Source organism: Xanthomonas sp. SHU 308, from assembly GCF_000364645.1.
Lineage (GTDB): Bacteria > Pseudomonadota > Gammaproteobacteria > Xanthomonadales > Xanthomonadaceae > Xanthomonas_A > Xanthomonas_A sontii.
In genome coordinates this window covers 22859-36779 of record NZ_AQOK01000022.1, presented here as the reverse complement: position 1 = coordinate 36779, position 13921 = coordinate 22859, and the positions used below count along the sequence as shown (strand labels likewise).

At 70.0% G+C, this 13921-nt stretch carries 8 protein-coding genes; 5 read left to right on the top strand and 3 right to left on the bottom strand.

Going from position 1 to position 13921, the window contains the following annotated elements; genetic code table 11:
- Positions 1-242: 242 nt before the first annotated feature.
- Positions 243-1418 (bottom strand): thiolase family protein, encoded by a 1176-nt coding sequence (locus D588_RS0101315; protein ID WP_017914704.1) that lies wholly within the window; start codon positions 1416-1418, stop codon positions 243-245.
- 192 nt (positions 1419-1610) lie between these two features.
- On the opposite strand from D588_RS0101315, the gene D588_RS0101310 reads away from it, so the two are divergent.
- Positions 1611-4448, top strand: coding sequence for an autotransporter serine protease (locus D588_RS0101310; RefSeq protein ID WP_026143241.1), 2838 nt, complete (start codon positions 1611-1613; stop codon positions 4446-4448).
- 120 nt (positions 4449-4568) lie between these two features.
- Here the strand turns inward: D588_RS0101310 and D588_RS0101305 are convergent, their stop codons facing one another.
- The gene (locus tag D588_RS0101305) at positions 4569-5669 is read right to left on the bottom strand and encodes a Glu/Leu/Phe/Val dehydrogenase dimerization domain-containing protein (protein ID WP_017908213.1); all 1101 of its coding nucleotides are present in this window, start codon (positions 5667-5669) and stop codon (positions 4569-4571) included.
- 496 nt (positions 5670-6165) lie between these two features.
- Entirely contained in the window at positions 6166-6483 is a 318-nt protein-coding gene (locus D588_RS0101295; RefSeq protein WP_026143240.1) for a YXWGXW repeat-containing protein, read from the bottom strand.
- 219 nt (positions 6484-6702) lie between these two features.
- Between D588_RS0101295 and D588_RS0101290 the strand changes: the two genes are divergently transcribed.
- The 4 genes from D588_RS0101290 (at position 6703) to D588_RS0101275 (ending at position 13763) form a co-directional block, all read left to right on the top strand.
- Positions 6703-10275: a methylmalonyl-CoA mutase family protein gene (locus D588_RS0101290; RefSeq protein WP_026143239.1), complete on the top strand. Its 3573-nt coding sequence runs from the start codon at positions 6703-6705 to the stop codon at positions 10273-10275.
- 186 nt (positions 10276-10461) lie between these two features.
- Complete coding sequence (locus D588_RS0101285; RefSeq protein ID WP_017914699.1) at positions 10462-10917, top strand: nuclear transport factor 2 family protein; 456 nt, start codon at positions 10462-10464, stop codon at positions 10915-10917.
- Between the two features lie 315 nt (positions 10918-11232).
- Complete coding sequence (locus tag D588_RS0101280; protein WP_017914698.1) at positions 11233-12291, top strand: HDOD domain-containing protein; 1059 nt, start codon at positions 11233-11235, stop codon at positions 12289-12291.
- 320 nt (positions 12292-12611) lie between these two features.
- Entirely contained in the window at positions 12612-13763 is a 1152-nt protein-coding gene (locus tag D588_RS0101275) for a M50 family metallopeptidase (RefSeq protein WP_157836387.1), read from the top strand.
- Positions 13764-13921: the final 158 nt, after the last annotated feature.

Below are 13921 nucleotides of genomic sequence, written 5' to 3'. Positions count from 1 at the left end.
CTGCGCGTCGGTGGCGGCTTCGTTAGCCGAAGCGGCGGCGTCCTGGGCCTGCTCCTGCTTCGAGCACGCGGCCAGGGCCAGGCCCAGGGCCATTGCGATCAGCAGCTTGTTGATGCTCATTGTGTCTATCCTCGTCGTTTAGTTAGGCAACGCGCGAATGCGCGCCCTCAACATGATGACAAGCCAAAGTCGGCTGTCAAGCGCACGCGCATTCATTTTTGTGTTTCAGGGGTTAATCCCAATCAAATCAACTCGATGGCGACCGCTGTCGCTTCGCCACCGCCGATGCACAGCGTCGCGATTCCGCGGCGGCCGCCACGGCTGCGCAACGCATTTAGCAATGTCACCAGCAGCCGCGCACCGGAGGCGCCGATCGGATGGCCGAGCGCGCAGGCGCCGCCATGGACGTTGACCTTGGCGTGGTCCAGGCCCAGTTCCTTGATCGGCACCATCGCCACCACGGCGAAGGCTTCGTTGATCTCGAACAGGTCGACGTCGTCCAGGCTCCAGCCGACCTGGTCGAGCAGCTTGCGGATCGCGCCCACCGGCGCGGTGGTGAACCATTCCGGCGCCTGCGAGAAGGTCGTGTGGCCGACGATCCGCGCCAGCGGCGCGACGCCGCGGCGGGCGGCCTCGTCGGCGCCCAGCAGCACCAGCGCGGCGGCACCGTCGGAGATGCTCGAGGAGCTGGCCGCGGTGACTGTGCCGTCCTTCTTGAACGCCGGCTTCAGCGCCGGGATCTTGGTCACGTCGGACTTGCCCGGCTGCTCGTCGCTGTCGACCCGTACCTCACCCTTGCGGGTGGCCACGGCGACCGGGACGATCTCATCGGCGAAGGCGCCATCGCGCTGCGCGGCCTGCGCGCGGTTCACCGATTCGATCGCGAACGCGTCCTGGTCCTGGCGGCTGAAGCCGAACTTCTCCGCGGTGGCCTCGCCGAACACGCCCATCGCCTGGCCGTCGTCGGGATTGGTCAGGCCGTCCCAGGCCATGTGGTCGACCGCCTGGAAGTTGCCGTAGCGGTTGCCGGTACGCGAGTTCGGCAGCAGGTGCGGCGCGTTGCTCATCGATTCCATGCCGCCGGCGACGACGATGCTGGCCGAACCGGCCTTGATCAGGTCGTGTCCGAGCATCACCGCCTTCATGCCCGAGCCGCAGACCTTGTTGATGGTGGTGGCGCCGGTGCCGTCGGGCACGCCGGCCGCGCGCGCGGCCTGACGTGCCGGGGCCTGGCCGAGATTGGCCGGCAGCACGCAGCCCATGATGACTTCGGAAACGTCGGCGGCGGGGATGCCGGACTGCTCCAGCGCGGCGCGGATGGCCGCGGCGCCCAGCGTCGGCGTGGGCACGCCGTTGAACTGGCCCAGGAACGCGCCGATGGCGGTGCGCTTGGCCGCGGCGATGACGATCTCGGTCATGGCAAACCCTTACGAAAGTGGTGTGCCGATTATCGGCCGCGGCGCGGGTTCTGCCAATTGCGTCCACCGCCGGGCCAGTCCTATGGTTTGCATTCCAGTGTAGATTTGACGTGGTTCAGCGCCGTCGTCGGCGGCCGCTAACGGGGGCAACACCGGCCGTATGGCCGGCAGACGACATTTGAGGGGAAGGACATGCGGGCATTGATGGCACGGTCGCTATTGGCGGCCGCGGTAGCGGTTGCGCTCACCTCGTGCGGTGGCGGCGGTGGCGGTGGCGGAAATCTGACCCATGGCACTCCGCCACCGACCTCTCCGCCTCCGCCCCCACCACCGCCGCCGCCTCCGCCGCCGCCGACGTCGCCACCTCCGACCTCGCCGCCGCCGCCCCAGCCGGCGTTCGACGCGCACCTGACCCTGACCAATACGCTGGCCGCGCACAACGCCGGCTACGACGGCAGCGGTTACCGCATCGGCGTGGTCGACACCGGCGTCAACCGCAACCATCCGGCCCTGGCCGGGCGGGTGGTGTCGAACCTGATCTACGTCGATCCGAGCCAGAACAACACCAAGGTCGACGACGTCGACGGCCACGGCACCACCGTGGCGCAGCTGGCGGCAGGCAAGTCGGTCGGGCAGTGGCCGGGCGGCATCGCGCCGGGCGCGCAGATCGTGTCCGCGCGCATCATTTCCGACACGCCGCCCAAGGACGACGGCAGCGGCAGCGGCAACCAGGTCAGCGGCGGACTGGGCTTGACCCAAGTGCACCAGGACCTGATCAATGCCGGCGTCAAGGTGATGAACAACTCGTGGGGCGGCATCTACTGGACCGACCTGAACTCGACCAATGCCATCGCCGCCGAGTACCGCCCGTTCGTGCTCGGCAACGGTGGCCTGGTGGTGTTCGCCGCCGGCAACGAATCCAAGGCCACGCCCTCGGACATCGCCTCGCTGCCCAGCAAGGCCGGCCCCAACGGCACGCTGCCGGCGGCGGACCTGGAGCGCGGCTGGCTGGTGGTGGCAGCGACCGATTCGAGCACCGGCACGCAACTGGCCTCGTACTCCAACGCCTGCGGCGCGGCGATGCGCTACTGCCTGGTCGCGCCCGGCACCGAGGTGTTCGTCGATCCCAAGGCGACCACCTCCACCAGCAACCCCGACTACTACTACGGCAGCGGCACCTCGTTCGCGGCGCCGCTGGTGTCCGGCGCGGCGGCGCTGGTCTGGCAGGCCTTCCCGTACTTCACCAACGACCTGGTCCGGCAGACCCTGCTCGGCACCGCCACCGACCTGGGCACGCCCGGCGTGGACGCGACCTTCGGCTACGGCCTGCTCAACGTCGGCAAGGCCGTGCAGGGACCGGGCCGCTTCGACTGGGGTGACGTGACGGTGGGATTCACCGGCAATTCGACCTGGGCCAACAACATCGCCGGCAGCGGCGGGCTGATCAAGCAGGGCAGCGGCACGCTGAATCTCAGCGGCACCCAGAACACCTACAGCGGCGACACCCAGGTGCAGGGCGGCACGCTCAGCGCGGCCAGCCTGGGCAGCTCGAACGTGGCGATCAGCAATGGCGCCACCTTCGTCGGCACCGGCGCGCTCGGCGGCAGCGTCGCCAATGCCGGCACCTTCCAGGTCGGTGCGGCCACGCTGAGCCTGAGCGGCAACTACGTGCAGAGCAGCAACGGCCGCCTGGCCCTGCTGGTCGGCGACAAGCTCTCGGTCGGCGGCAGCGCCACCCTGCAGGGCGGTTCGCTGTACGTGCTCGGCAAGCGCGACTACGTGGTCAACAACACCGCGTACACGGTGCTGCAGGCCAACGGCGGGCTCACCGGCACCTTCGCCTCGGTGACCACGCCGTCGAACGTGTTCCTGACCTCGTCGCTGTCCTACGACGCCACCAGCGCCTCGATCACCGTGCAGTCGCTGAGCGTCACCGCGGCCGCGGCCAGCTTCGGCAACATCACCGCCGCCACGCTGGCCTCGGCGACGCGCGTGGATGCGGCGTTCGCGCAGCTCAACACGCAGCTGAGCCACGATCCGGCCACGGTCGACGGCGCCCTGCTCAAGGCGGCCGGCGCGGTGCAGCAGTCGCCGAGCGTGGCGGCGGCGTCGGCGACCCTGCGCAGCCTGTCCGGCGAGGCGCATGCCGCGGCCACCGCGATGACCTTCGACACCATGGACCTGCAGCGGCGCGCGCTGTCCAGCCGCTTCGACACGCTGGTCGACCAGCCGCGCGCGGTCGGCGCCTGGAGCCAGCGCCTGGGCGAGACCGGGCAGGGCAGCTTCGCCGGCAGCCAGTTCCAGCTCGATGGCTGGCTGATGGGCCAGGACCTGCGCCTGGGCGAACACGCGGTGGCCGGCTTCGCCTTCGGCGAGAGCCGCGCCAGCGACGCCGGCAGCCTGGACCGCAGCCGCAACCGCCAGGTGCAGGGCCAGGCCTATCTCGGCGCGATGGCGGGCAATGCGTACGCGCTGGCGCAACTGGGCAGCGGCCAGTACCAGCGCCAGCTCGACCGCAGCCTGCTGCTCGGCGACACCGTCGCCGACGCCTCCAGCCGTTATGCCGGCCGCTTCCTGTCCTCCAGCGTGGAGGTCGGCTATCGGCTCGGGCGCGGCCCGGCGTGGCTGACCCCGTATGCCGGCGCCGACTACAGCCGCATCGACAGCGATGGCTTCCGCGAACAGGGTGGCGATGGCTTCGGGCTGATGGCCGGTGCCGCCAGTTCCTCGCGCAGCCAGGCGTTGGCCGGCCTGCGCGGCGGATTCGGCGGGCGCGGCTGGTCGCTGCAGGGCTATGCCGAGTGGCAGCAGACGCTGGCCGCGCAGGGACTGGACCGGCAGGCCAGCTTCGTCGGCGTGAATGCCTGGGCGCCGCTGGTGGACCTGCAGCCGGCGCGCTCCGGCGGCCTGTTCGGCGCCAGCCTGCAGACGCGCTGGAACGGCGGGCTGCTGGGGCTGGGCTACGACCAGCGCTTCGGCCCGCGCGGCGACGACCGCGCGGTGTCGCTGCGCTATCGCCTGGGCTTCTGAGTCCGGGGACCCGGCCCGGCGCGTGCGGCGCCGGTGCGGGGTCGATCCGTCAAGCAGGGCCGGGACGTCCCGGCCCTGCGATCTGCGGCCTTCCGCCTGCGGCGCAGGCGGCGCGTGGCGTCACTCGCCGCGCAGATGGCCCATCGAGCGCGGCGCGGTGCGGCCCAGCGGCAGCTTGAGCTTGCCGATCGCCTGCATGCGCGCCTCGGCGATGCGGTCGGCGGCCTGTTGCGGCGGAATGTTCTCGCGCTCGGACAGGTCGAAGATCTTGCCGAGATTGTGGTACATGCTGCGGATCAGCCGCATCGCGCGTTCGCGGTTGTAGCCGTCGATCTCCAGCGACACGTTCATCACGCCGCCGGCGTTGACCGCGTAGTCGGGCGCGTAGAGGATGCCGCGGCGGTGCAGTTCCTCGCCGACCGCGGCATTGGCCAACTGGTTGTTGGCGGTGCCGCAGACGATCTTGACCTTGAGCCGCGGCAGCTTGGCCTCGTCGAGCGCGCTCTCCATGGCGCACGGCGCCAGCACGTCGGCGGCGACGTCGTAGATATCGTCCGGGTCCACCGCTTCGGCGCCGTATTCGGCCACCGCGCGCGCGACCAGCGCCGGGTCCAGGTCGGTCACGAACAGCTTGGCGCCGCGTTCCTTGAGCAGCTTCACCAGCTCCATGCCGATGTGGCCCAGGCCCTGCACGGCGATGCTGGTCTTGCCGATCTCCTCGTGGCCGAACTTGCGCTGCAGCGAGGCCATCAGCGCCTGCAGCGCGCCGTAGGCGGTGAACGGGGCCGGGTCGCCGGAGCCGCCGTGCACCTGGTGCACGCCGGTGACGTACTCGGTCTCCAGGTAGATCTGCTCCATGTCGTTGACGTCGGTGCCGACGTCCTCGGCGGTGATGTAGCGGCCGCCCAGCGAATCGACGTAGCGGCCGAAGGCGCGGAACAGCGCTTCGGACTTGTCGCTCTTCGGGTCGCCGATGATCACCGCCTTGCCGCCGCCGATGTTGAGCCCGGCCAGCGCGTTCTTGTAGGTCATGGTGCGGCTGAGCCGCAGCGCGTCCTGCAGGGCGGACTCGGTGTTGGCGTAGGGGCGCATGCGCACGCCGCCCAGCGCCGGGCCGAGCACGGTGTTGTGGATGGCGATGATCGCCTGCAGTCCCACGTCGCGGTTGTGGCAGAAGACGACCTGTTCGTGGCCGGTGTTGGCTAGCGTTTCGAAAAGCATGGGGGCTCCGCTGGCGTTGCAGGTGTCGGACACCATGGTCCAGGAACGTGCCTGGTGGGTGGCGCAAAACAAAAACGCGACGGTTCCGGAACAGGCCCTGAGCGTCGCGATGCCGACATTTTAAAGCAATTGCCGGCCGCCCGCGCGACGGCGCCGCGGCCACGCGCGGGAATCTCGCGGCTCTGTGCGACGCCAGTCGGGCAGGTGGCGTGCCGGTTCGCCGGGCGGCTTGCGTGGTGGCGGGACGCGAGCTTCTGCGGCAATGGCGCTGGGCACCCGGGTGCGGGCGGTGCGATGGCGGATCTGGTCGGTCGAGTGCTGACGGTGGCCGAGCCGGTGCAGTGGCACGGGACGAGCGCCGGCGCCGTGGGGCGGCAGCGGTCGGTAGCCGTGGTTGGCAGCGGTGGGCCCGTACCGCCGCGGCCCCGCATGCCGCGGTGGTGTGGGCCGCGATCGCCGCCGGCACGGCGATCGCGTCTCCCTGGGGATGGATGGACTAGCGGCGTACCCAATAGCCGGCGTGGAAGCGATAGGCGGGGCCGTAATGCTCCCAGCGCGGGCCGACGTAGACGTAGCCCGGCCGTTCCACCACGTAGCGGCCGGCGACCCAGACGTGGTGGCGTCCGTTCCATTGCCAGTAACCGGGCATCCAGACATAGCCGGGCCGCACCACCACCCGTTCCACCCGAGGCGGCGGTGGCGCGGTGCGGACCGACAGTTCCACCACTTCGCGCGCCTGCGCGGGCGCGGCGGCCATGGCGCCGGCGAGCGTGCCGCCGAGCAGGGTGGCCAGCAACAAGGGACGAGCGAACATGCGATGTCTCCGAAGGCATCGGCGGGCTGCCGACGCGGGAGGAAACGCCGCGACCGGCACGGTTGTTGACGCGTTTCCGAGGGCGTATTCATGCAGCGGATAGCCAGGTGCAGCGGCGTGCTAGCCGCCAGTGGACGCAGGTCTGCATGCTGCAGCGCAACCTGCCCGCGTCGCGCTGCGCGCCTAGAATCGCGGCATTCTCTTTTCGATGTCCGCACGATGAGCCTTCCCGCGTCCCGCGTTCCGTTGCCGCAGACCGACGCCAGTCCCCTGCGTTTCGTCACCGCCGCCAGCCTGTTCGACGGCCACGATGCGGCGATCAACATCATGCGCCGCCTGATCCAGGCGCAGGGCGCCGAGGTGATCCATCTCGGCCACAACCGCAGCGTCGAGGACGTGGTGCGCGCGGCGCTGCACGAGGATGCCGACGCGATCGCGCTGTCGTCCTACCAGGGCGGGCACGTGGAGTACTTCAAGTACATGGTCGACATGCTGCGCGAGCGCGGCGCCGGCCATGTACGCGTATTCGGTGGCGGTGGCGGCACCATCACGCCGGAGGAAATCGCCGAACTGCAGGCCTATGGCGTGGAGCGCATCTACCACCCCAACGACGGCATGAAGATGGGCCTGGTGGAGATGATCGAGGACGTGGTGGCGCGTGCCGGGCAAGGGCGCGAGACCGCGGCGGAGGCGCGTGGCGCGACGCCGGCCGGCTCCCCGCTGCCGGACATCGACGACGAGATCGGGATCGGCCGGATGCTGTCGGCGATCGAGGACGGGGCGTTCTCGGAGGCGGAACTGGCGCTGTTGCGCAAACAGTGGCAGTCCGGCGCAGCGTCCGCGGCCGAGCCGCGCAGCCGGCGCGCCGCACCGGTGCTGGGCCTGACCGGCACCGGCGGTGCCGGCAAGTCCTCGGTCACCGACGAACTGCTCAACCGCTTCCTGGCCAGCTTCCCGCAGATGCGCATCGCGGTGGTGTCGGTCGACCCCAGCCGGCGCCGCACCGGCGGCGCGCTGCTCGGCGACCGCATCCGCATGAACGCGCTGCGCAGCCCGCGCGTGTACATGCGTTCGATGGCCACGCGGCGCCAGCACGCCGCCACCAACCGGGTGCTGAAGGACTGCATCGCGTTGTTGAAGGCGGTCGGCTACGACCTGGTGATCGTGGAGACCGCCGGTATCGGCCAGAGCGATTCGGAGATCGTCGACCTGGTCGATTTCCCGGTGTACGTGATGACCAGCGACTACGGCGCGCCGAGCCAGCTGGAGAAGATCGACATGCTCGACTTCGCCGAGTTGGTGGTGCTGAACAAGTACGACCGGCGCGGCGCCGAGGACGCGCTGCGCGACGTGCGCAAGCAGTGGCGGCGCAACCGCGCGGCGTTCCAGCTGGAGGACGAGGCGGTGCCGGTGTATCCGACCATCGCCAGCCAGTTCAACGACCCCGGCGTGAGCTGGATGTTCGTCAATCTGTGCCGTCTGCTGCGCGACAAGCTGACGGCGCAGGCGGATGCCGCCGCTGGCCCGCCGGTGCACTGCGATTTCCGCCCGCAGCTCGACACCACGCTGAAGGAGCCGCGCGCCACCGTGCTGATCCCCGGCGCGCGCGTGCGCTACCTGGCCGAGATCGCCGAGCAGGGCCGGACGATCAATGCCGGGGTGCTGCGCCAGGCCGAGGCCGCCGACCGCGCGCAGGCGTTCTGGCAGGCGCTGCACGAACTGCAGGATCCGCGGTTGCCGGCGCAGCTGGAACTGTATGCGGCGCAGGATCTGCTGCCGGCGTCGCGCGTATCCGCCGATGCGTCCGCCGACGCCGTCGACGCCGTCGACGCCAGCCTGCTGCTCCTGCGCCAGCGCTACAACGATGCCTTGCAGTCGCTGTCCAGCGAGTCGCTGAAGCTGCTGCGCGAGTGGCCGCAGCGGCTGAAGTCGATCACCGACCCGGTCACGGAATACGCGGTGCGCGGCAAGCCGATCCGGGTGGAGAACTACCGGCAGTCGCTGAGCCACCAGTCCATTCCGAAGATCGCCGCGCCGCGCTACAAGAGCTGGGGCGAACTGCTGACCTTCCTCGGCAAGGAGAACCTGCCCGGCAGCTATCCGTATACCGGCGGCGTGTATCCGTACCGGCGCACCGGCGAGGATCCGATCCGCATGTTCGCCGGCGAGGGCACGCCCGAGCGCACCAACCGGCGCTTCCATTACCTGAGCGTCGGCCAGCCGGCCGCGCGTCTGTCCACCGCTTTCGACAGCGTCACCCTGTACGGCGAGGACCCGGCGCCGCGCCCGGACATCTACGGCAAGATCGGCAACTCCGGGGTCAACATCCCGACCCTGGACGACATGAAGAAGCTGTACTCCGGCTTCGACCTGTGCGCGCCGACCACCAGCGTGTCGATGACCATCAACGGTCCGGCGCCGATGATCCTGGCGATGTTCATGAACACCGCCATCGACCAGCAGGTGGAGAAACATCTCAAGGCCGACGCGCAGCGCTGGGCCCAGGCCGAGCAGACCCTGGCCCGATTGTTCGAAGGCCGCGAACGCCCGCGCTATCACGGCGCGTTGCCGCCGGGCAACGACGGCCTCGGCCTGGCCCTGCTCGGGGTCAGCGGCGACCAGTTGCTGGACGCGGAGACCTACGCGCAGATCAAGGCGCAGACCCTGTCCAGCGTGCGCGGCACGGTGCAGGCCGACATTCTCAAGGAAGACCAGGCGCAGAACACCTGCATCTTCAGCACCGAGTTCGCGCTGCGCATGATGGGCGACATCCAGCAGTATTTCGTCGAGCAGAAGGTGCGCAACTTCTACTCGGTGTCCATCTCCGGTTACCACATCGCCGAGGCCGGCGCGAACCCGATCAGCCAGCTCGCCTTCACTCTCAGCAACGGTTTCACCATCGTCGAGTACTACCTGGCGCGCGGCATGCACATCGACGATTTCGCGCCGAACCTGAGCTTCTTCTTCAGCAACGGCATGGACCCGGAGTACACGGTGATCGGCCGCGTGGCGCGGCGGATCTGGGCACGGGCGATGCGCGAGCGCTACGGCGGCAACGAGCGCAGCCAGATGATGAAGTACCACATCCAGACCTCGGGCCGTTCGCTGCACGCGCAGGAGATCCAGTTCAACGACATCCGCACCACGCTGCAGGCGCTGTACGCGCTGTTCGACAACTGCAATAGCCTGCACACCAACGCCTACGACGAGGCGATCACCACGCCGACCGAGGAGAGCGTGCGCCGCGCGGTGGCGATCCAGATGATCATCAACAAGGAGCTGGGGCTGAACTTCTGCGAGAACCCCTGGCAGGGCAGCTTCATCGTCGAGCAGCTCACCGACCTGGTGGAAGAAGCGGTGTACAAGGAGTTCGAGGCGATCAGCGAGCGCGGTGGCGTGCTCGGCGCGATGGACACCATGTACCAGCGCGGCAAGATCCAGGAAGAGAGCCTGTACTACGAACACAAGAAGCACGACGGCAGTCTGCCGCTGGTCGGGGTCAACACCTTCCTGCCCAAGGAGCATGCCGGCGAGACCGCGACCGAGATCGAGCTGATCCGCTCCACCGAGCAGGAGAAGGATCAGCAGATCGGCAACGTGCGCGACTGGCAGCAGCGCCGCAACGCGCTGGCGCTGGCCGCCGACGGCGCCGGCCTGGGCGCGTTGCAGCGCACCGCGCGCGAGCGCCGCAACGTGTTCGCGGCGCTGATGGAGGCGGTCAAGACTCACAGCCTGGGCCAGATCAGCCATGCGCTGTACGAGGTGGGCGGCGAGTATCGGCGCAACATGTAGGCGCCGACGGTCGTGGCTGCCGACGCCGGCGCGCCGGCGTCGGCGAGGGGGCCTGCCGCGTGCGCTTCTGCGGCGCCGCGCTAGCGCATGCGGCAATCTTGCGGCCGCGGCCTGGGCGGTCTCATAGTGTCCCATCGATTCACGCAGAGGGTGCCGATGAAAGTCTGGGGAGCATTGGCAGTGTTGATGGCGTGCGCGGCGACGACCCGCGCGGCGGAACCGGCCGGGGATGGGGCGGCGGGGCCGCTGTTCGACACCGTCGCGGCGCTGGACCAGCGCCTGTTCGAGGCCTACAACCGCTGCGACCTGGCGGCGTTCGAGTCGTCGTTCGTGCCGGACGTGGAGTTCTACCACGACACCGGCGGCGTCACCTGGGACCGCGCGAGCGTCGTCGACAACACGCGCAAATGGATCTGCGGCAAGGTCCGCCGCGAGTTGCTGCCCGGTACGTTGCGGGTCTATCCGATCAAGGACTTCGGGGCGATCGAGGAAGGCGAGCACCGCTTCTGCGAGCTGGCCAGCGGCCGCTGCGAGGGCATCGCCAAGTTCGTGATGGTGTGGCGCCAGGACCCGGACGGTTGGAAGTTGACGCGGGTACTCAGCTACGGGCATCGCACCGCTCCGGCGCCGGCGCCGCACTGAGCGTGCGGGCGGCCGTCGCCCCCCAAAGGGCGGCGTTCAAGCCCCATCGCCCCGACCAGACCCGACACGTGCCGCCCGCAGGCGGCAGCGAGGAGCGGCGCAACAGGCTGATGGAGTGGTGCAGCGCGGTGTCGGCACGCCGCTTGCTTGCTGCTGGGTGGCGCGATCGCGCGTTGTCCATGACCGCCTCACGGCGGTCGGCCACCGCATCACGTCGGCGTTGCGCAGAAACCCGCGCGGCGTGCTTGAATGACATGGCGTGCCGCGTGGGCGCGCACCGGTGGCCGGGCGCGGGGACCTGGCGATGTTTTGCGGATGACGACGATCGTGCCGATCATGTGGATTGCCATCAGTGCGGGTGCGCTGGTGCTGGGGGGCGGACTGTGGTGGTGGCTGCGGCGTGGCCCTGGCGATGCGGCCGAGGCGCCGCAGGCGCGCGTCCATGCCGAGGATGCCGACGTATCCGCGGCACCGGCAGTGTCTGCACCCACCGCGCCAGTCGCGCCTGTTGCCCCGGTGGACCCGGGCCTCGACCCTTTCGCCGACCCGGCCCTGCTCGATCTGGATCCGGTGCCGGACGCCGCGATCCTGGCGCGCCTGTGCGAGCTGGCATTCGCCGGCCGGCCGGTGAGCACGTCGGCCACGCCTGCGCCGGCGGTCATGGCCGAGGCCGCCGCGGTGCTGGCGCGCATCGACGCGCATCCGCGCTACACGCCGCGACGCCCGCACCTGCTGCCGCAGCTCACCCGCGCGATCAACGACCCGACCGCCGGCGCCCATTCCATCGCCACGATCCTGGGCCAGGACCCGGCGCTGGCCGGCAACCTGCTGCGCATCGCCAACAGCGTCGTCTACCGCCGCCATCCCGAGCCGATCGAGAACCTGGAGCGGGCGGTGGCCCTGCTCGGCACCGAGGGCCTGCGCCAGATCGTGCTGGCGGCGCTGCTGCAACCGGTGATCGTGGACGACGGCAGCGTCTTCGGCCGCTGTGCGGCGGTGCTGTGGGAACACACCCTGCTGTCGGCCCACGCCGCCTCCCAGGGGCCCGACCGCGAGGATGCGAACGCCGCGCAGCTGCTGGCGCTGTTGTGCGGGCTGGGCGCGGTCTCGGTGGTGCAGGTGCTGCGCGATGTCCACGCACGCCACGTCGAGGCTGCGCCAACGCCGGCGGCGATGACCGAGATGCTGGAGGCGTGGTCGGCACACTGCGCCAAGGCTATCTCTGCGGACTGGGGGCTGTCGCCGCGCGTGCAACGCGCCCTGGAGGAGCAGTCGGGCGACGCCGATGTGGCGACCATGAGTGCGCTCGGCCTGGCCCTGCGCCGGCATCGCGCCGCGGCGGCCGCGCAGCTGGCGGTGCGCTATCGCCGTTAGGTGGCGCCGTTGCGTGGTCCAGCCAGTGATTGGTCGAAACGTGCGGCAGAGCGGCCGGGTGCCGAAGCGATGCGCGGCTACCGGGCGATGCGACGGGAGGTCGGCGCAGCCGACAGCGCGAGACAGCATGCGCCGACGCAGGCGCGGATCCCTGTCGTGTCCACGCTGGCGCCGAGGCTGATCTGCTTGCTGGCGCCGTTGGCGCCGTTGGCGACGATCGCCGCCCATGAAGGTGGCGCCCTGCTGGCGGCGCCTGCGCATGCATGCGCTGCGCAGTTCCGGCTTGGCAGGTGGCCGCTCGGTGCCGCGCGGAGCCGGCCATGAGTTCGGCCGGGACAACACGCGGCGCGTGGATGCCATCGCCTTGGCTCAATCGGCTCCTGACAGGCGTGCAGGGCGTGCTGTTGCTGATCGGCGTCTCGGCGATGGCGGTCGGCGCTATCGCCCTGGTCCAGGGCGTCTGGGCGCCGGGCATGGTCGAGTTGCCGGTGATCCTGCTCAGTCTTCCGCTGGCGGGCATGGCGACGGTGGCGCTGCACGAGTGCGGCCACGTGCTGGCGGCGCGTGCCGCGGGCATGACCGTCTACCTGATCCATATCGGTCCGCTGCAACTGCATGCGCGCCGCCGTGGCTGGAGGATGCGTTGGCGGCGCGTGCGTCCGGGCCATCCGATCGGTTTCGTGCTGCCCGTACCGGATCCCTCCCTGTCGCTGCGCCGGCAGTATCGATTGACGATCGTCGGCGGGCCGGCGGCCAATCTGCTGATGGCGTCGATCGCATGGCTTGCCGCGCGATGCGCCGGGGTCGACAGCAATCTGGGCGCATTCTGCGTTGGCATCGGCGTCCTCAACTTCGCGGTCGCGCTGATCAATCTGTTGCCGGTGCAGGGACGGTCGGGAGCAACCGACGGCTTGCAATGGGTGAATGTGGCGCAGTGGCACGAAGCGGATGCCCCGGCGTACGTGCTTGCCGAACTCAATGGGTGGACATGCCAGGGCGTCACCGCGGACAGGCTGTCGCCGTCCCGCCTGGACGTGCTCGCACGCAGCGATCTGGCCTTGTGCCACAGCTGGTTTGCGTTGAAGGCGGCGCAGCAGCGTGGTCAGTGGCGGCAAGCGGCGGAACTGCAACCGCAGATGGAGCAGCGCCTCGCCGAGGCGGGGCACGCTGCCGCGCAATGGGAGACGCTGGTCATGCTGCTGCGGTGCGAATTCGCATTTTCGCGTGCAATGGCAGGAAGCGCCGAGATGGAGATGCTGGATGCGGGACTGACGGCGGAGGCGGACTGGATCGCTCCAGCGTTGCGCCCGCGCTGCCGGGCATTGATGGCCATGCGGCGCGCCGACCCGGCGGGGGCGCAGGCGTGGTTGCGGCTGGCGGAGGCGGCGGCCGAAGACCAGGTCGATCGTGCCCTGCGAGCCACCGAAGCCGTGCTGCGCGATGCGATCCGTGGACTGCTAAAGGCCGAATGACCCGTTGCTTCGGCGCGGTCGACGCCATGCGCCGCTCGCATGAAGCGCGGCGCGTTTTCTCGATGTCATGCAGACGCGATGCGCCCGGCGGGCAGGAGGCGGCCGGCCGAGCGGGATGCCCCGGCTGCACGCATGCAGCCGGCGCGACGGCGGCGTGG